Origin of the sequence: Lactiplantibacillus sp. 7.2.4 (assembly GCF_018991185.1) — a bacterium.
Taxonomy (GTDB): domain Bacteria; phylum Bacillota; class Bacilli; order Lactobacillales; family Lactobacillaceae; genus Lactiplantibacillus; species Lactiplantibacillus pentosus.
In genome coordinates this window covers 1-18765 of the sequence record NZ_JAGYGS010000062.1, presented here as the reverse complement: position 1 = coordinate 18765, position 18765 = coordinate 1, and the positions used below count along the sequence as shown (strand labels likewise).

At 44.6% G+C, this 18765-nt stretch carries 17 protein-coding genes; 12 read left to right on the top strand and 5 right to left on the bottom strand.

Annotation, left to right across the window (positions count from 1 at the left end):
• Positions 1–147 precede the first annotated feature (147 nt).
• The 3 genes from KGF70_RS14210 to KGF70_RS14200 all read right to left on the bottom strand — a co-directional run bounded on the left by KGF70_RS14210 (position 148) and on the right by KGF70_RS14200 (position 2799).
• Complete coding sequence (locus KGF70_RS14210) at positions 148–897, bottom strand: FxLYD domain-containing protein (RefSeq protein WP_216769189.1); 750 nt, start codon at positions 895–897, stop codon at positions 148–150.
• A 94-nt stretch (positions 898–991) separates the two neighbouring features.
• Entirely contained in the window at positions 992–1618 is a 627-nt protein-coding gene (locus KGF70_RS14205; RefSeq protein ID WP_216769190.1) for a DUF3862 domain-containing protein, read from the bottom strand.
• 740 nt (positions 1619–2358) lie between these two features.
• On the bottom strand, positions 2359–2799 hold the full coding sequence (locus tag KGF70_RS14200) for a universal stress protein (RefSeq protein WP_088769830.1): 441 nt from the start codon (positions 2797–2799) through the stop codon (positions 2359–2361).
• Positions 2800–2933: 134 nt separating this feature from the next.
• Between KGF70_RS14200 and KGF70_RS14195 the strand changes: the two genes are divergently transcribed.
• Positions 2934–4241: a PTS transporter subunit EIIC gene (locus tag KGF70_RS14195; RefSeq protein ID WP_216769191.1), complete on the top strand. Its 1308-nt coding sequence runs from the start codon at positions 2934–2936 to the stop codon at positions 4239–4241.
• Entirely contained in the window at positions 4234–5100 is an 867-nt protein-coding gene (locus KGF70_RS14190; RefSeq protein ID WP_216769192.1) for an alpha/beta hydrolase, read from the top strand. Before KGF70_RS14195 ends, KGF70_RS14190 begins: the two co-directional genes overlap by 8 nt.
• Positions 5101–5430: 330 nt before the next feature.
• Here the strand turns inward: KGF70_RS14190 and KGF70_RS14185 are convergent, their stop codons facing one another.
• Positions 5431–5616, bottom strand: a complete 186-nt coding sequence (locus KGF70_RS14185; protein WP_216769193.1) for a hypothetical protein — start codon at positions 5614–5616, stop codon at positions 5431–5433.
• Between the two features lie 198 nt (positions 5617–5814).
• Here KGF70_RS14185 and KGF70_RS14180 point away from each other — a divergent pair, with 198 nt between their 5' ends.
• From KGF70_RS14180 to KGF70_RS14170, 3 genes are all read left to right on the top strand, one after another.
• Complete coding sequence (locus KGF70_RS14180) at positions 5815–6255, top strand: hypothetical protein (RefSeq protein ID WP_003638191.1); 441 nt, start codon at positions 5815–5817, stop codon at positions 6253–6255.
• Positions 6256–6748: 493 nt separating this feature from the next.
• On the top strand, positions 6749–7312 hold the full coding sequence (locus tag KGF70_RS14175) for a hypothetical protein (protein WP_003638192.1): 564 nt from the start codon (positions 6749–6751) through the stop codon (positions 7310–7312).
• A gap of 331 nt (positions 7313–7643) precedes the next feature.
• Entirely contained in the window at positions 7644–8720 is a 1077-nt protein-coding gene (locus tag KGF70_RS14170; RefSeq protein ID WP_216769194.1) for an AAA family ATPase, read from the top strand.
• Positions 8721–8957: 237 nt separating this feature from the next.
• On the opposite strand, the gene gdhA is transcribed toward KGF70_RS14170, so the two are convergent.
• A complete protein-coding gene (gene gdhA, locus KGF70_RS14165; RefSeq protein ID WP_175365124.1) occupies positions 8958–10313 on the bottom strand; it encodes an NADP-specific glutamate dehydrogenase in 1356 nt (451 codons plus the stop codon).
• 261 nt (positions 10314–10574) lie between these two features.
• Here gdhA and KGF70_RS14160 point away from each other — a divergent pair, with 261 nt between their 5' ends.
• From KGF70_RS14160 to KGF70_RS14130, 7 genes are all read left to right on the top strand, one after another.
• Positions 10575–11753 (top strand): serine hydrolase, encoded by a 1179-nt coding sequence (locus tag KGF70_RS14160; RefSeq protein ID WP_216769195.1) that lies wholly within the window; start codon positions 10575–10577, stop codon positions 11751–11753.
• Positions 11754–12318: 565 nt separating this feature from the next.
• Positions 12319–13437, top strand: coding sequence for a non-hydrolyzing UDP-N-acetylglucosamine 2-epimerase (wecB, locus tag KGF70_RS14155; protein WP_216769197.1), 1119 nt, complete (start codon positions 12319–12321; stop codon positions 13435–13437).
• 339 nt (positions 13438–13776) lie between these two features.
• Positions 13777–14709: a YihY/virulence factor BrkB family protein gene (locus KGF70_RS14150; protein ID WP_216769199.1), complete on the top strand. Its 933-nt coding sequence runs from the start codon at positions 13777–13779 to the stop codon at positions 14707–14709.
• A 185-nt stretch (positions 14710–14894) separates the two neighbouring features.
• Positions 14895–15611 carry a D/L-lactic acid transporter LarD gene (gene larD, locus KGF70_RS14145; protein WP_003638198.1) on the top strand — a complete coding sequence of 239 codons (717 nt, stop codon included), beginning with the start codon at positions 14895–14897 and terminating at the stop codon, positions 15609–15611.
• Between the two features lie 787 nt (positions 15612–16398).
• Positions 16399–17532 (top strand): UDP-galactopyranose mutase, encoded by a 1134-nt coding sequence (glf, locus tag KGF70_RS14140; RefSeq protein ID WP_253954866.1) that lies wholly within the window; start codon positions 16399–16401, stop codon positions 17530–17532.
• Entirely contained in the window at positions 17532–18176 is a 645-nt protein-coding gene (locus KGF70_RS14135) for a hypothetical protein (protein ID WP_216769201.1), read from the top strand. The genes glf and KGF70_RS14135 overlap by 1 nt, the downstream gene beginning before the upstream one ends.
• A gap of 13 nt (positions 18177–18189) precedes the next feature.
• Positions 18190–18723 (top strand): hypothetical protein, encoded by a 534-nt coding sequence (locus KGF70_RS14130; protein WP_216786465.1) that lies wholly within the window; start codon positions 18190–18192, stop codon positions 18721–18723.
• Positions 18724–18765: the final 42 nt, after the last annotated feature.

Genomic DNA, 18765 nt, shown 5'->3' with positions numbered 1-18765 from the left:
CCCCTCATTGACCAGTTGTGCTAGTGCGCCACGTTGAAAACGTGATAAAGTAGATGTACCCAAAGTAATCACTCCCTATATTGGTTGGAATTAGTTACTACCATTGTAAGTGATTGCTTTGGGATTTTTAATTTCTGTTCGGATTAATTATAGAATTTGCCCAGTAGAGAACTTAAACTTTACTTTTTCATTTTTATTCCAATTTTCAGTGTTAACGTATTGCGTATCAGTCGTGACGTTGGACTTATCCTTTAATTTGACTACTGCAGAAAAGTTTTTAATATTAGCTCCTGTGGTATTTTCGACGGTTGCACTGTATTCAATCCATCCAGAACCATCATCAGTTTTGTCATTAAACTTGATTGATTTGATTAGACTGTCCACAGCTGCATTTCGTGTTGTGTTTTTGTTGGCTGCATTGCCGGATCGCCGAAGCTCTACGAGATAAGAATTATATTTTGAATCGACTTTCAAATGGTACTTGTTGTCAATTTTCACCAGAATCGCATTGCGAGCGTCATACGCCTTATTCCATTTAGTTGAAAAATCGGAGTCGTTATAAGATTTAAGCGCCTTTTTTTGATTCTTCAAACTATTGATGTAAGCAATGGCGTTTTCTTGTAGGAACGTACTTTTGAACTTTTTGGAAGAATAGCTGGAAATTTGTTTGAGCTCAGCATTGATAAACGACTTATAATCCGATTGATTGATATCCTGGTCACCAGCTTCATCCGTTAATTTCCAACGTGCTTCGAGTCCTTGTTCCAAGCTGGTGATGAAATCCTTGTCGTAATACTTGGTTTTACTGGTTTTGTTCGAGCAGCCGACCAGTGTGATTGACAGCAGCAGTGCAAGTAATAGTCCGGTTACTTTATGCCAATGAATATGTGTTGTCATAATGAATCCTCCAAATTAATAATAAGACTTCAGTGTATTGTTTTCGAAGTGATGGATCGATCTAGAAGCTCAAATCCAACGGGTTGAGAAACCGTTAATTAAAACTAGTCTTCGTCGTCGTCACCAATCGATTATGAGTAAATGTGAATGAAACCGACGCCCCGGATTTCCCCTTGATACTGGTATAGTTAATAATTTGCGCGCTCAAGACACCCGAACCCGAGATTGATTCAGCGTTAGGCGTCCCCAGTTTTGCCTCCACTGAACTCAGCGTGTCGCCTTCCTTGATGCCATTGAGCGTGGCCGTTGTGAGTTTGTCATTCGGCGTTAGTGAAGCATTGCTATAGCCCTTAGCAACTGCTTTACCACCATAAAAACTGGCAGTCACAGTTGCACCGCTCAATGATTGATCAACATTGGTCCAGGTATATTGGGTCGCTTCTTTATCGAGCCCGCTAATACTGGTCTTAGTACTCTGGTCTGGCTTGCCAAACATTTCCTTGACTTTAGTCTCAGTCGTTGCGGTGCCGTTGTTGGGAAGTGCAACTTGGATTTGCTTGTAGTTCGCAAGTGAAATGCCAGTCGTCGTTTTAGCGCTTGACGACGACTGTTTGTTAGTAGACGCTTTGGAACTGGATGATGATGAACTGCTAGTGCTGCTGCAAGCAGTTAGTGTTAGCCCTGCCACGAGTACTGCAGTGAGCGTGGTGATTTTCTTCATGGTGATTCCTCCAAAATAATTACACCTTTTTATGACTTGAGATTGTTGGTCAATGGCCGAAATGCGGTTTAATTCAAGTAGAAAAGGGCACGCTGATGACAAAGTGTACATACAGCGTATACCTGTCTGCGATGAAGCGTGAGAAGGGTGTTCAAAATATTTGCTGGCAGAAAACTGATCTGACAGGCTTTGAGTCGTGGTGGAGTAAGCGCTACCAACAATGGCGGTGACCCACTACAAGCATGTCCGCGAGACAGGCCCCGATTGTAAAATCTCGCAAGTGTGATGGGCGACTACTGTATAAACAAATTATAGACGTGAAATAAATATCGTTATAATAACTATACCGTATAACGATGCCAATATTCAGCATATTTCATGTATTTTAAAATCAACAAGTCAGTTAATAAGCGAGTGTTGTCAAATATGTATACTGTGACGATATATTGCCTGAGTGCGTCTAGCTGATTTGTTTGTCCAATAATTGCCATGACGTCGTAGCATAGCAGGGCGCTGCATCGCATGGTCAATACACGTGTCACGGCTGAATAATCAGACAATCATTATTACACTGCAATCAATCTCATCACTGCATATCCAAGCTATACCATTTCATATCACAGCCACAAAAAAACACCCACCAACCAGTAGCAATCGCCAGTCAACAAGCGCCTCAAAGTCCATATAATCCAAAAAATGGCCCCATCTCCCGCCTAACCGAGCAAGATGGGGCCGAATAATCAACGAATCACAATCACATTACAAGGGGCATGGTCGACCACGTAGCTTGTCGTTGAGCCAACGGACACGCGGTTGGGGGAGTCGGCGCCAGTCGCACCGAGTACGATCAAGTCAATCTCCGGATGCTGCTTGGCATAGTCCTCAATGGTGTGCTTAGGAATGCCATAACTGATTTCAGTCTTCAGGTTAGGCGCCGATGTGGTGGCGACGAATTGCTGCCGTTTGCGCATGGCGTCCTTTGCGTGGGCCGCTTCGGAGTCCAGTAGTTCAGCTAGAACTGGGTCGAGTGCCGGGGTGTGATAGGCGCTGTCATCAACGACATAGAGCGCTGTTAAGTTGGCTTGGTGTCGCTGGGCGATATTCACAGCTTCGGTAAACGCCGCTTGGGCAGCATCAGAAGTATCAACGGGAACTAAAATATTGGTATAACGGCTTGGCATCTTAACCACCTCCACTTATCTTTATGCTCATTATAATGGATAAGTGGCCGGCAAGAAAATTAAACGCACCTAGTGGGCAAGCGCGCCCAACAGGCGTATATTAAAAGCAATGAATTTCTTTGGGGGGATCGGGTATGTTCAAGCAAGTTCAACACGCGCTATTGCGGTTTGAGCGGGTCGTCGAGCGGCAGCGGTATTGGCGCGCGCTCCGAGATACGCTGACATTACTGTTTCCGTTCGTCCTGATTGGGGCGTACGTCAGTTTTTTGAATCAAGCCATTTTTCAGCGCAATGGGTTTTTAAACCGCATTTATTATTTGAGTCATTGGGTGCCAGGCTTTAAACACCTGACGACCTATACCACGATGCTCAACCTGAGTATTAACGGCATTATTGCGATTATTGGGGCGTTCGCCGCTGCAAACTTTGTAGCGCGTTCAGCGCAGCGTGATAATTTGCTGGCGGGATTGACCGCGGCGATTAGTTTCATGATGCTTAATATTAATTACAATTATTTTAGTAATCATGGGCAAGCTACGGGCAGTCGCTTTTTAGAAAATAACCTAGGGACGCAAGGCATTTTTTTGGCATTATTGGTCGGCTTGATCACCGGCTGGTTGTTTAGCCATCTCGCGCGTCGACCACACGTCCATCAACAGTTAGAGGATCAGACCCACTTGTTAAAACGCGCTCGTCAGAGTTGGGTGCCGATGGTCAGTGCGTTATTGCTGTTTAGTCTCATTGGTTATGGTATCAGTTTTGTCAGCAAGGGCGGCCTAAACGGGTTGTTCTACGCCGTCTTTACGTTGCCGTTCAGCAATCCAGGTGCATCTGTATTGGTAATTATCGGTGTCGGGTCGCTCAGCAATTTGTACTGGTTGATTGGCATTATGGGACCGGTCGATTTCAGCGGCAATAGCGCAACCAGCACGGTCCAGAACCTGGAATATGCGCTCCAACATGGTTCTGCCTGGGGCGCACCTAATCCGGTAACGTTGCACACTTTATTTGATGTGTTTGCCAATGTTGGCGGTCCCGGCATGACACTGGCATTGTTGATTGCGATTTTATGGCGGTCACACAACCGCAATTATCGAACCGTGGCGAAAACTAGCGCGTTACCCGTTTTGTTCAACATTAATCAGCCGTTACTCGTGGGCCTGCCAATCGCCTATAGTCCGATTCTGGCGATTCCATTTTTGTTGGCGCCGATTGCGAGTATGCTGGTGACGTGGGTCGCACTCAAACTACAGTGGATGCCGCCAGTCGTTTACCCGGTCAGCAAGACGATGCCCGGATTCTTAACGGGCTGGTTAGGAACCGGTGGCGATTGGCGCGCTTTACTGGTGAGCGTGCTCAACATCGCGATTGCCACGGCGATTTACTTGCCATTTGTCTTACTAGCGAACCACGTCGATGAGGGAGGCCAAGCGGATGCTTAAACGTAATTGGTGGCGCTGGCTACTCGGATTAGGCTTATTAGTGGCCGTGTGTTGGCCAGCCTATAACTGGAGTCAGGCCAATATTAAAACGTTGAAAAATACCGGTCGAACGCGGATGGCGCCAGTTATCATGGTGCCGGGATCGAGTGCCTCACAGAACCGGTTTGATAGTTTAATTACAGAATTAGGAAAAGAAACGCCGCAAAAACACAGCGTCTTGAAACTCACGGTGGAGACGGACGGGTCCATTAAGTATAGTGGCTCGATTGCCGCCAATGATAACGAGCCCTTTATCGTGATTGGCTTCGCTAATAATCGGGATGGCAAGGCGAACATTGACAAACAAGCGGTGTGGCTGAATACGGCCTTTAAAGCGTTGGTGAAAACTTATCATTTTAATCATTTCTATGCGCTGGGTCATTCCAATGGTGGTTTGATTTGGACGCTATTCTTGGAACGCTACTTGAAGGACAGCCCTAAGGTCCATATCGACCGGCTGATGACGATTGCGTCGCCGTATAACATGGAATCGACGAGCACGACAGCGAAAACGAGTATGTTCAAGGAGCTCTACCAGTATCGTTCTGGTTTGCCACGCAGCCTGACCGTCTATTCGATTGCCGGAACTGAAAACTATACCAGTGATGGCACGGTACCGTACAATAGTGTCAATTACGGCAAGTACATCTTCCAAGACCAGGTTAAGCATTTCACGGAGATTACTGTCACGGGTGCCAATACGGCCCATTCGGACTTACCGCAGAATCAACAAATCGTCAGTCTGATTCGACAATACCTTCTGGCAGAAAACTTGCCAAATAAGATCCGGCAACAAAATGCGCAGCGGGTGCAAAACTAGGCCGACACGCGCATTGAGTGCAAAACTAGGGCAACATCTGCAATACCTGCAATATCAGCAGTATCTGCATACTTGTAATACCTGCGATACTTGCAATGCCACACAGTACAGGTGTATGGTCCGCAGACACGCGATTCAAATAGCGAGTGATACTGCGCGTTGGTTTGGGTCGACACATGAATAAATCAGCTACAAAACGAAGCAAGCACCGCCGCCGTTATCTCCAGTGAACGAGATAACGGCAGCAGTGCTTGTTTTATTTATCATTAATTTTGTATCGCAACATCAGTCTCATGATGTCATACTAAGTCAGCAGTCAGCAGTCAGCAGTCAGCGACGATGGCGAGTATGGTGGTGGCTGTGGCGCCGCGGATGATGATGTCGAACGTGGCGTTTGCCCCGAGTGATGCGTGTGCCACGGACGCGGAGTGCTTGGGCATTGGTTGCCGGTGTCGCAACTAGTCCGCCACAAATTCCCAGAATGATCAGTGCTGGGAGGATTCGCTGTCGTTTCATAATCGATAACCCCTTTAACTAAAACACTTATTCAGTTTATAAGTATTCGGGTTAAAGGTCAAGCCGCCAAGTGTTATTGACTTTACAAAAGCTTAACACGAGATTAACCGAGAATTCACAAAAAGCCGGGAAATGTGATTGTAATTTGAACCGTTTTCCTTTAAGGTGAGAGTAATATATAAAAGGGAGTTTCGCATAATGAATATTGAAATTTTAAATTCAGCAATCCAAGACTTACATTTCCAAATCGTTTACGATCGTTCTGAAGAAGATGACACGCCAGGGCAAGGCCAATTCAGCTATACCGCTGCTAATCCAGACGTTAAGAAGACCTTTGGTGATGACGTCGTTCAGGCGCAATTACAAGTTACTTATAAGGAAGAAATGTTCGATTTAACCGCGACAGTATTTGCCATTGTTCGTTTGAGTGGTGAAATGGTCGGCATCATCGAACGTCAATCCGACAACAAGGCCATCGAAGACGATGAACAAGAAATGTTGAACAATCTGAATGGGGCCATCATCCCAGCATTGTCCGCTAAGGTCCGGGCCTACGCTGCCTTGCTTTCAACTGAAGCAAGCAACTTTGCCATCATGCCAGCCGACTTTGATGACAGTCAACCTAATGACGCTGAATAATAATGATCCAGTCTAGCTTGTCGAATTACTGACAAGCTTTTTTTATACCCTCATCAATACAGCCCGCCATCAAGAGCGCCATCCCGCCGCCGGAATCAGCCCTAGTTTGTGTAACCGCTAACAAAGACGCCACAAAGATGTTATAATGAAGTTGGTCAGGAATGACCGGGCAACGCGCGCGTTTAGTCGCGGGGTCAAAAGGTGTGATTGAAGGCTTCAGCAATCATTGTTTGCCGGTGAATTTGAAGCGGGGATGACCGTCGCTTGGCGGTCGACACACATAGGGGCATGGTAAATGAACACATAATTTGAGAAGAACCGGCGGACCAAACGGTGGTGACTAGATTACGTGGGTAATTTGGTGACCATTTTTTTAATTATTCGCCATGGGATACGCTTTCAAACGGTGCGACAGAAAATAAAAACTGTCGTGATGAAATTACTGCGATTTACAGAATGAAAGCGTATACTAGCGGTGAGAGGGGTGAGCGTCATGTTTAAACCAATGGCATCTATTTTTACAAACCATCAAATTGCTGGGCACTACCGAGCAATTGAACGGGCGCAAAAGTGCGTCGTTCCGTTTCACTTTGAGATTCAAGGCCAGGAGTACCCGAAGCCCAAACCGGAACGTAACTGGCTACGGCGGCTATCGGGGACCTCAAGTGAAAAGTACGCAATGGTCGAATTGACACCAACTAAGGTCGTCTTGTGGTCACCTGAGGGCCGTAATCTCGGTGAAATGCCGCTGAGTGAGGTTCGGCGTATTCAAATCGGGGCGATTCGGTGTCACGCGACCGCGGGTATGGATCCACGCCATGCATTTCGGGCGACTATTTTCGTTTTGACGGATGCGGGCAACTATTACTTTGCCAATTCCGATATGGAAGTGATCCCAGCCATCTGCAAATTCGCCCATGAGCATCATGTGCCCGTTGAAGATCCGTTACGATTAATTCCATTATTAAAAGTTGGCTGGCGAGTCGCAGCTGTGACACTACACGAAACTTATGCGCAGTTGGTGGCTCATACGGGGTATCCGGCTGATAAGGTCTAGCACTATTTCTATCAAATCATAATTATATTTACTCATCAGTTGTCTGTACAATTCATTCAGAAGCTGATGAGTTTTTTCGTATTATTTGCAAGATGAAAGTAAAGAACGGTGAAATGCTCATTTATTGTTGTATATATTACTGATAGATAAGTACCCCTAAGTAAGAGTGACATTTTATTTGTCATAAGTCAGTAATCATGACTAATCTTTGACACGACAGGTGGGTAATGCTACAATTCCCATATCAAATATGGATTGTTGCTTTTGGGAATTGTAGCTTTTTAACGCTATAATAGCCACGTTTGATTGTTTCCCATAGAAGGTGAACATTATGGTAAATGCAGTCTATAATCGTATACCTGATATTGTTGAAAGCTTTATCAAGCAAGATAATAATGAGTTTGAAATGGCGACGCTTACTTTGATTCGATTGTTGGAGAAAAAAGATCCTAAAGTCGCAATCCAGTTGAAGAAGAGCTTGTCAGATTATCACGCTGGGAAGAGTGGTGTTCAAGAGTCACGGACAATCTCTGCGACGGAGAATGAGTTGTTGACAGCTGTGACACCGACAAAGGGATTAGATGATTTGGTGATTTCGACAGAGGTTCGTAATGATATAGAAGAGATAATTAAGTCTCATAAGAGCAAAGAAGCCCTTCAGAAGGTTGGACTGAATCCAATTACAAAAGTCCTTTTTAGTGGCCCATCTGGTACTGGGAAAAGCTCAGCTGCCGAGGTAATTGCGACTAAATTGGCGTTACCACTTTATCGTGTAAATACGGCCCAATTGCTATCTAGTTATTTAGGCGATACAAGTAAAAATGTGGCCTCAATCATCACTTATGTCAGAACCCATCGAGTAGTATTGTTACTTGATGAATTTGATTCTATTGGGGGAAATCGCAATGACGCGACTGATGTCGGTGAAATGCGACGGATCGTCAATACGCTATTGCAGTCTTTGGACGCTTGGGAGAATCGAGGCATCTTTATTGCGACGACGAATCGGCTTCAAGATATCGACGATGCCTTGTTCAGGCGATTTGATTTGAATATTCGCTTTTCGAGTCCGGATGTTCAAGCACGGTACGCGCTATGGCTGATGTATTTGGGTGATTATGTCGATAATAGGAAGCTAAAAGAAATTGCAGAATTGATCGATAATGTTTCACCTGCGGAGATTGAAATATTATCTCAACGTGCTTTGAGGCAGTCAGTTTTGAACGATGTTGAGGTAGTCCCGATTTTAATTCAATTCTTAAGGAGACCGCTTGAGCAAACGAAACAGAATAAGAAGAACATTTCGCAAGCTTTAAAGAAAATTGATCCAACACTTACCTTGTTACAAATTTCTGAATTAACAGGCACCAGTACGAGTTCAGTCAGTCGGTATCTTCACGAAAACTAATAGGTGATAAAATGGATAAAGATGAACAGTATTCCATATTCAGTTGTTATCACCGTACGTGCTGTGAGCGATAACGACTTATATCAATCAGTAAGAGCACAGTTTCCAGTTTTAGAACCATTACATGTAATGGACGAAGTTAGATTACGGAGTCGTAATTAAACCAATACAAAAAGGTTAGTCGAAATGGGGGTTATCCCATCTCAACTAACCTTTTGGGCTACTTATGATAAATTTTTAAACTAATCCCTGCGCGACCATCGCATCAGCCACTTGCGTAAAGCCGGCAATGTTAGCGCCACTGAGGTAGTCACCGCTAACGTCATAGGCGTCGGCAGCAGCAACCGAGTGAGCAAAGATGTCTTTCATGATTTGCTTCAACCGGTCGTCGACTTCTTCAAAAGTCCAGCTTAAACGCATGCTGTTTTGGCTCATTTCAAGTGCTGAGACGGCAACCCCACCGGCATTGGCAGCCTTAGCTGGGCCGTAAAGCACGTGGGCCGCTTTGTAGGCCGCGATGGCTTCAGGACGACTTGGCATGTTGGCCCCTTCAGCAACCGCTTTAACACCATTGGCAATTAACGTCTTAGCTTGGTCACCGCTAATTTCGTTTTGAGTGGCACAAGGCAGCGCGATGTCGTAGGCTAATTTGGCATCCCAAACAGAACCTTCGTGGTAAGTGGCAGTGTCGACACGGTCGGCGTATTCCTTGATGCGGCCGCGTTCAACTTCCTTGATCTGCTTGACGATCTTGAAGTCGATGCCGTTTTCATCAACGACATAACCGTTCGAGTCGGAACAAGTGATGACCTTGCCGCCGAGTTGTTCAACTTTTTGAATCGCGTAGATGGCGACGTTACCAGCACCAGAGATGGCGACCCGTTGACCAGGGAATGACAGTTGGTTGGCTTGCAACATTTCATCGGTATAGTAGGCCAAACCATAACCAGTGGCTTCGGTCCGGGCAAGTGAACCACCGTAGTTGAGGCCTTTGCCGGTCAATACGCCACGGTCAGCGCCCCGTAACCGTTTGTATTGGCCGTATAAGAAGCCGATTTCACGGCCACCGACACCAATATCACCAGCAGGAACGTCGGTATCAAGGCCGATGTACTTGCTGAGTTCGGTCATGAAGCTTTGGCAGAAGCGCATGATTTCGTTGTCGGATTTGCCCTTAGGATCGAAATCAGAACCACCTTTGCCACCGCCGATTGGGAGGCCAGTTAAGGCATTCTTGAAGATTTGTTCGAAACCTAGGAACTTGACGATACTGAGGTTAACGGATGGATGCAAACGCAAGCCACCTTTGTAAGGGCCAATCGCTGAGTTGAATTGGACCCGGAATCCGCGGTTGACGCGTGCGTGGCCGGCATCATCGAGCCAAGGGACCCGGAACTGAATGATGCGTTCTGGTTCCGTCAGCCGTTCCAGGATATTTGCTTCAATATATTCTGGATGTTGTTCCAAGACGGGTGTGATCGTTTCGAAGAGGTCGCTGATGGCCTCTAAAAATTCGGTTTGGTTCGGATCACGGTGTTCAATAACTTGATAGACGTGTTGAATATAATCGGTTGCTTGACTCAATATGATCATCCTTCCTTGAATAAGTTAACTATATGCTTAATTCTACTGGTCACGTTCGGAAATTGCACGAGTTAAATCAACTAAATTTTTATGGATTTTTGGTGATTGTGTCAAAAATCGCGTCTTATCAGCGTTTGGACTTTGGTTCGGCGGACTAACAATAATTCGCGTTTTAATGCAAAATGGTGGGGTTGCGCGTATGCTAAAAGCAATCAAAAGTCGTGGTTCGCGGGGAGTTGCCAGCCACGATACGCGCAAGGGGGGATTGCGATGAACAAGCGTCGTTGGTTATTAGTCGCCTTACCAATCTTACTGGGGTTGATTGGTCTAGGCGTGTGGGGTTCACAGCAGTTAGGTCGAGGAGCGCAACAGGAAACGCCGAAGACGATCAAAGTGCAGCAGGCCGCGTCGAAAATCAAACCGGCTACCAAAAAGAAACACGTCACTAAGCAGCAACCGAAACCAAAACCAGGTCAGTATACGGAAGCACAGGCCATCAAACAAATCGATGCGCTGATTAAAAGCCATCATATTATGGGCACGCTATTATTAACCACCAATGGGCCGGCGGGAGTCCGCGTTCGGACGTATGGGTATGCAGATGATGCGAACCAAGTCCGGAATTCCGCAAATGAGGTGTATCCATTAGCCTCCTTACAAAAGGCGGTCACGGGTGCCATCATTCAGAAATTGATCAATCAAGGCAAGTTGAGCATGACCACGCCACTTAGCCAATTTTATCCGAACATTCCGTATGCCAGTCAAATCACGATGCGGCAATTATTAGATCACCGTTCCGGCATTCGTATGGCAGAACTGACACCGAAGACGATTTTACCGACGGAAACGGCGCGCCTGAACTATACGCTACAACATTTACGTTCGACCAATAATCACGCGTATTCATACTCCAATGCGAATTTCACGTTGCTGGCCGGCGTCATTCGTAAGGTGACGAACAAGTCGTATCAGACGGCACTCAAAAATGACATCATTCGGCCACTCGGATTAAAGCACACTTATGAATATAATGATATTCCAGGTAACGTCCTTAACCCGTTGTCCTATCGCTTGACGAACGGCAGTGGACAAGGCAGCATCATTTCCAAACCACTGCAATCCGCAGAACTCGGCTGTGGTAGTTTGTATATGAGTGTCGGCGACTACTACAAATTCATGTACGGCTTACAGAGTGGCCAACTGGTCGGTCAGGCCGGCTTACGCTCACTAGCGGATAACTTCCAGTACAAGTACTCCGCAGGGATCTACTATCAAGCGGGCCAGGTGATTCGGGTCGGTGGCAATGACAATAATTTCCATACGTATTATATGGGCTCCCGCAACGCCAAGGTCGCACTGGTGCTATTTGAAAATCAAGGCGTCTTTGGTGGCGATAACCAAGTCGCTTACAAGATTCGTGATATTTTGTTGAAGACGGTGCCATTTTAGAGTCGGGGCGGTTAGGTTGAGTGGAAACTGGAGTTGAAGTGACGTGGTGTGAAATGAGTGCGGATTCTGGTGTCCGCTGGTTTCCGAGGTGCAGCCTGATTTCGCACTCAAGGATGTCCTAAGTGAAATTGAAACTGAGGCTTGTCTACACGATCAGAAGAAACTCGATTTTTAGCGCTGGGCAGAGCATCACCGATGGGACTTACAGACAGTGTTATCCGATCCACGTGTCAGCCACGATTTAAATTCGGTACCCATTCAAAAGAATTAGGATTGCAGTAACAAACTACTTTAATGAAGCAAAACGACACACCCACTTGGCCCGTCAGTCACGACCACCATTGTGACGAGGCGCAGGCGGGTGTGTTTTAATTTGGACAGACTCCAAGGGCAATGATTCCCAGGCCGCTGTTCCAACAACCGTCCGGACCCAATCTCAGCCCCCACCCAGCCGATCCACGTCCAAATCAATTAACAATCACTAAACATTTCTGTGAAAAGATGGCGAATCTGGGTGACAAACGCTATCATGGGACTAGAAACTAAATGATGCAGGTGAAAGTTAATGACAAAACCAATTAAGGTAATGACGATTTTCGGAACGCGTCCAGAAGCAATCAAGATGGCGCCAATCGTCTTGCAGTTGCAGCAACAAGCGCAATTTGAACCAGTGACGGTGGTGACCGCCCAACACCGTGAGATGCTCGATCAAGTGCTGACGATTTTTCACATCACACCCGACTATGATTTAAATATTATGCAGCCCAATCAAACGTTGGCGGGGATTACCAGTCGGGTGCTGACCAAATTAGATGCAATCATTGATACGGAGCAGCCGGACATTGTGCTGGTACACGGCGATACGACCACGACTTTTGCGGCCAGTGTCAGCGCCTTTTATCACCAGATCCCAGTCGGACACGTTGAGGCTGGTTTGCGGACCTGGCAGAAGTATTCGCCGTATCCCGAAGAGATGAACCGCCAGTTGACGGATGTGCTCGCTGACATGTATTTTGCGCCAACGGAACTGAGTCGGCAGAACTTGCTGAAGGAACATCATCCAGATGCGGCCATCACGGTGACGGGCAATACGGCCATCGATGCCTTGCAGCAGACCGTTTCAGCCGATTACCAGCACGCGGCCCTCGACCTGATTCAGCCGGGACACCGGATGATTTTACTGACGATGCATCGTCGTGAGAACCAGGGAGCGCCGATGGAAGCCGTCTTTACCGCTATCAAACGGGTCGTGGCGACGCATCCAGATGTTGAAGTGGTCTACCCAGTTCATTTGAGCCCAGCCGTTCAAACGGTGGCTAAGCGCATCTTGGGTAACACCGCGCGCATTCACTTGATTGACCCGCTTGACGTGCTTGATTTCCATAACATGGCGGCGCGGAGTACCTTTATCATGACTGATTCGGGTGGGGTGCAAGAAGAGGCGCCGTCGTTGAACAAACCCGTGCTGGTCTTGCGTGACACGACTGAGCGGCCGGAAGGTGTTGAAGCCGGAACCCTGAAGCTTGTTGGAACCGATGGTGAAAAAGTTGCCGCTGCGATGACGCAACTGTTGGATGATCAGGCTGAGTACCAGCGGATGGCGGATGCGGCGAACCCATATGGGGACGGCCACGCTGCCGAATATATTTTGCAGGCTATTACAAAAAAGATTGGGACACATTAATTTCGGTTGCAATTTTGTATAAACGGTGTAATATGTTGGGTGACATAGTGATAATAATTTTCACTTCTCCTGAAAAGATGTGAAATTAGTAGCGTAACCGGAACCGGATGCCGTGGGGGTGTCCGACCGGTTATTTTTTTGCGACGTGCAGCCAAATGTGGTCCAGGCACACGCAATCGCGTGTAAACGGTGCGTCATGATTGGACTAGCTGTACCAGGATTGGTCTAGCTTCAAACACCAGGCCACCAATTAACAGCCAGTTTTAGTATAAAAGGTGTTTCTAGCGAGATTCCATTGTATAATTGGAGATACTATAAGTGAGCGTTGAGGATGGATGAATGAATTTAAAAGCCCGGTACCCTAAAATTACGAAGAGTCTCGAAATCATCATTCGGCGGTACAATCAGGCCAATGTTAGTAATAACGCCATCGTGTTGGCCTATTACGCGTTGATGTCGATTGCGCCAATTATTTTGATTGCCGGGAACCTGATTGCTCGGTTTGATTTGAAAAGTGGGCAGATTTTGGCGTATGCGCAGGAAGTGATTCCCAGCAACGTCTATCAAACCTTCAAGCCGATTCTGGTCTCCTTTTTGTCGAGCGGCAGTAGTAGTAGTTTGTCGATTGGGATTTTGGTGACGATCTGGTCGGCTTCCAAGATTATTGCGGCGATTCGCCGGAGCTTAAACGAAGCGTATGGCGTCGATGATGCGCAGGGGGCGATTCTGACACGAATCATCGCCTTCTTTCTAACACTCGGCTTACTACTGTTGATTGTCGGCCTGGCGATCTTCTTCACGCTCAGTCAGGTCATCTTAGATTTGGTCTTAAGCCTGACGCACCTGACGCGAGCAATCATCCCGAACTGGATCAACCAGTTGTTGGAGAATAAAAACTTGATCACCTTTGTCGGTATGTTCGTGGTCGCCATGTTGCTTTACTACTTTGTGCCGAACGCCCAGGTGAAGTTGCGTTATATCTGGATTGGGGCACTGATAACGACGATTGGCTGGATCGTGATCTCGCAAGGGTTCCGAATCTACATTGAATTGTTCGCCAAACGAATTACCAGTTACCAGACGATTGGAAGTTTGATCGTTCTGATGTTCTGGCTCAACTTCTCCGGTATCCTGCTGATGTTTGGTGGGGTGGTCAACGCCTCGGTTCAGGAGTGGTTTGAAGAGAAGATCGAGCCGAAATCGCCTCGCGTGATGCGCCGAATCTTCCACCAATTCTTCAAGCGGAACAAAAATAAATCACCGAAAGCTTAGAACTTATTAGTTGAATCCGAATCGTTAATCATGTAAAATCAAAACTTTTTGCGATTTACATATTAAACGATTCGGATTTTGTGTATAATGGTGTTCGTGTGAAAAAAGTGCCGGTGCTTTCTGAAAGCCAGTGGTGTCTATTTCAAAATAAACAGGCGTAATAACGCCACAGGAGGAGAAAGATAGTGATTCATCAGCTTCTGGCAGAGTTCATGGGAACCGCCTTGATGATTATTTTTGGTGTCGGTGTACATTGTAGTGAGGTTTTAAAGGGGACCAAGTACCGCGGTTCCGGCCATATCTTCGCAATTACCACATGGGGTTTTGGGATTACGATTGCCCTCTTCATTTTCGGCAATGTTTGTATTAATCCAGCCATGGTCTTGGCTCAATGCATGTTGGGCAACTTATCATGGTCAGTCTTCATCCCGTATTCAGTTGCGGAAGTCTTGGGTGGGGTCGTTGGTGCTGTGATCGTCTGGATCATGTACGCTGACCATTTTGCCGCTTCTGCTGATGAGATTTCACCAATTACGATTCGGAACTTATTCTCAACTGCACCCGCTGTGCGTAACTTACCACGGAACTTCTTCGTCGAATTCTTCGATACCTTTATTTTTATTTCCGGAATTTTAGCTATTTCTGAAGTGAAGACGCCAGGAATCGTTCCGATTGGTGTGGGGCTCTTAGTTTGGGCGATTGGGATGGGACTCGGTGGTCCTACTGGTTTCGCCATGAACCTTGCACGGGACATGGGACCACGGATCGCCCACGCCATCTTACCAATCAAGAACAAGGCTGACAGCGACTGGCAATACGGGATCATCGTACCCGGAATTGCACCATTTGTTGGGGCAGCTTGTGCCGCATTGTTTATGCATGGGTTCTTTGGGATTGGGTAAAAAGCGATTAGTACCATTCTTTTCAGAAAATGTCGATTAGACGAAAGGGTGGTGGTCAGAATGTTGAAGAAACTTAAAAATGCTGTATTCAATTTTGATGAGGATATTTGGCTTATGAAAATAATATATCTTCTAGTGCTACCAACTTTGAGTAAAATTGTAGTGTATATTTTACTTCTTGTTGCACTATTATTACTTAAATGCCGATTTCCGAGTGTAAATGTACTTCATTTGAGACATACAGATGTACGTATTTGGTTTGCATTCAGCATGGCATTCATGCTAGGTACGTTGATGTCTGGCTTTGTACTTGCATGTATTAGAAAATCTATGCTGAAAAACTCCGTAGGCAAAATTAACTTTCAGTCGTTTTTTTAAAGATTGAAAATACTGATAAAGTTGTTAGGCCGGCCCTGGGATTAGCACTTTTGTCCGGAATAATCACTAATGGAACTTATATTTGCCAATAAAATGGCGTCACAACAAGTGTTTTCGATGGAAACAGTGATTGTAATATACTCACTTCTAATCGCATATGCTTGTTGGGTAGTGAGTGATAAAGTCTATCTTGTATTTATGACAAAGACTTCATCTTGCCATAAAGGGACATAGCGTCATATGAAGATGAGTTTCGTCATTGAACAAATATTGTTGAATTCAAGCGACCATTGTAAGGATGGTCGCTTTTTTAAAGTTATTCATAGAAGAATATAACAATAACCCTTTTATATTAAATTTTTTTTGATGTAATAGCATGATGAGACTTATATTCTTGGAGGAAATCAAATTGAGTAAGTATGATTATTTGGTTGTTGGTGCTGGACTTTTCGGCGCAGTCTTTGCCCATGAAGCAGCATTACGTGGCAAGCACGTTAAGGTGATTGAGAAACGTGAGCACATCGCTGGAAATATCTACACCAAAGAAGTAGATGGGATTCAAGTTCACCAATATGGTGCCCATATCTTCCATACTTCTGATAAGCAAATTTGGGAGTATGTTAATCAATTTGCCGAATTTAATCGTTATACAAACAGCCCAGTCGCAAATTATAAAGGGCATATGTACAACTTACCCTTTAATATGAATACGTTTAGTGAACTGTGGGGCGTTCGGACGCCTGCAGAGGCACAAGCAAAAATTCAGGAACAAAAGGACGCTGCTAAGTTAAGCGGTGAACCAAAGAACCTTGAAGAACAAGCAATTTCGCTGATTGGTACTGACATTTACGAAAAATTGATTAAGGACTACACTGAAAAACAATGGGGTCAAAAGGCGACCGATTTGCCAGCATTTATCATTCGTCGATTGCCAGTTCGCTACACATACGATAACAACTACTTCAATGATACTTATCAAGGGATTCCAATCGGTGGTTATACTCAAATTGTCGAAAAGATGTTGGATCACCCAGAAATCGATGTTGAGACCGGTGTGGATTTCTTCGCCAATAAAAATCAGTATTTAGCCGACTTTCCGAAGATCATATTTACTGGGATGATTGATCAATACTTCAATTATCAATTAGGAGAATTGGAATATCGTTCTTTACGATTTGAAACGGAAGAACGAGACGTTGACAACTACCAAGGAAATGCTGTTATTAATTATACGGATGTGGAAACGCCGTATACTCGAATCATCGAACATAAGCATTTTGAATTTGGAAAAGGTGACAAGGGTAAGACAATTATTACTCGTGAATATCCAGCTAACTGGAAACGCGGAGACGAACCATATTATCCAGTTAATAATACTCGCAATAACACGTTGTATAAGCAATACGCTGAACTTGCAAAGCAGGAGGGCAACGTGATTTTTGGTGGGCGTCTAGGGCAGTATCGATATTATGATATGCATCAGGTGATTCATGCAGCATTAGTGACGGTGAAGCAAGAGTTAAGTAATGTAGAGGATAAATAATGGAATTACGAATTAAATTAAAAAATGTGCTTAGAATCATTGGAAGACATATTGTTTTGTTAATAGGTATCATTGGTTTATCAATTGCAGCTGGTGTTAGTTGGAACTATTTGATTAAAAAACCTGAATATCAGTCGCAAATACAATTTTTACAAACTAATAATGATACTTCACAAATTACTGTTTATGATCAAATTTTGAGTCTTAAAAGCTTTAAAACACAAGTGAATTCGGAGTTGAAACAAAGAAAAATTTCTTCGGTATTTAGTGATACAACAATTGAAAGTATGTCAGTGTCATCGTCCGTTAACTCACCAATATTTAGTGTGAGTGTTACAACTAGAAATCCTAAATTCTCAAAGTATGCGGCGACTATTGTTGCTCAAAATTTGATTAGTTTCGTGGGAAAGTATCAAGAAAACGCTAATCTGGCGATTATATCAAAGGCTGCGTCTACACCAACTATGGTGCAACAAAGTATTAGTAAGATAGTTATTATATTTGGTGCGGGTGGTCTTGTATTGTCACTATTTATTGTTTTTATGAAGGAACTTTATGGAAAGAAAATGGCAAGTCAGTATTTGAATGATGTTTTTGGCATTGAAAACTTGGGTAGTATAAAACTACTTAAAGATCCACGATAAACATGAGGTTGAGATGATGAATAAAAAAAATAGTGATTTTAAATCTGATATAACTAAAGTATCTAAAAAAGTAAATTTGAAGTTAGTACAAGCCAATGCAAAACAATTATTTATTTGTTCTCCTGAGTCCGAAAAGATTCGTGTCCTTTTAACTGCAAACCTGATTTCTTATTGGGTAACAAAACAAGAAAAAGTGTTACTGATAGAAACAAACGATAATCATACTTATACGGAAACATTTGGATTTGCAAAAGAGCCAAATAGTTTGTTGTATCGATCGAAAACGAATCGATTGTTCATGGTTAAGGTAGATAAAGTTAACTTTGAAAGAAGTGTTGAAGATATACTAAACTCCAACGAAGATTTTGATAAAGTCATCGTGGATATTTCCAGTGATTTAGATGCTTATAATCTTGAGGTGCTAATTGCCAAGGCGACTAATATATTGTTAGTTGCTAAGCAAGGTGGAAATAAAAGGAAAATGAGAGCTTTACTCAAGATAATTGGTGACTGTAGGAAAATAATTGGGTACGTTACGATAAGATAGGAGTGATCTTAAATCAAAAAGAGGTTGTATTATATATTGAGT

Bases quoted from the DNA above. Each gene is read 5' to 3' on its own strand.
- KGF70_RS14175 (WP_003638192.1), top strand. From the start codon at position 6,749: ATGTTTAAACCAATGGCATCTATTTTTACAAACCATCAAATTGCTGGG.
- KGF70_RS14150 (WP_216769199.1), top strand. From the start codon at position 13,777: ATGAATTTAAAAGCCCGGTACCCTAAAATTACGAAGAGTCTCGAAATC.
- KGF70_RS14190 (WP_216769192.1), top strand. From the start codon at position 4,234: ATGCTTAAACGTAATTGGTGGCGCTGGCTACTCGGATTAGGCTTATTA.
- KGF70_RS14185 (WP_216769193.1), bottom strand. From the start codon at position 5,616: ATGAAACGACAGCGAATCCTCCCAGCACTGATCATTCTGGGAATTTGT.
- KGF70_RS14135 (WP_216769201.1), top strand. From the start codon at position 17,532: ATGGAATTACGAATTAAATTAAAAAATGTGCTTAGAATCATTGGAAGA.
- KGF70_RS14160 (WP_216769195.1), top strand. From the start codon at position 10,575: ATGAACAAGCGTCGTTGGTTATTAGTCGCCTTACCAATCTTACTGGGG.
- KGF70_RS14210 (WP_216769189.1), bottom strand. From the start codon at position 897: ATGACAACACATATTCATTGGCATAAAGTAACCGGACTATTACTTGCA.
- KGF70_RS14200 (WP_088769830.1), bottom strand. From the start codon at position 2,799: ATGCCAAGCCGTTATACCAATATTTTAGTTCCCGTTGATACTTCTGAT.
- KGF70_RS14180 (WP_003638191.1), top strand. From the start codon at position 5,815: ATGAATATTGAAATTTTAAATTCAGCAATCCAAGACTTACATTTCCAA.
- wecB (WP_216769197.1), top strand. From the start codon at position 12,319: ATGACAAAACCAATTAAGGTAATGACGATTTTCGGAACGCGTCCAGAA.
- KGF70_RS14205 (WP_216769190.1), bottom strand. From the start codon at position 1,618: ATGAAGAAAATCACCACGCTCACTGCAGTACTCGTGGCAGGGCTAACA.
- KGF70_RS14195 (WP_216769191.1), top strand. From the start codon at position 2,934: ATGTTCAAGCAAGTTCAACACGCGCTATTGCGGTTTGAGCGGGTCGTC.
- KGF70_RS14170 (WP_216769194.1), top strand. From the start codon at position 7,644: ATGGTAAATGCAGTCTATAATCGTATACCTGATATTGTTGAAAGCTTT.
- gdhA (WP_175365124.1), bottom strand. From the start codon at position 10,313: ATGATCATATTGAGTCAAGCAACCGATTATATTCAACACGTCTATCAA.
- KGF70_RS14130 (WP_216786465.1), top strand. From the start codon at position 18,190: ATGATGAATAAAAAAAATAGTGATTTTAAATCTGATATAACTAAAGTA.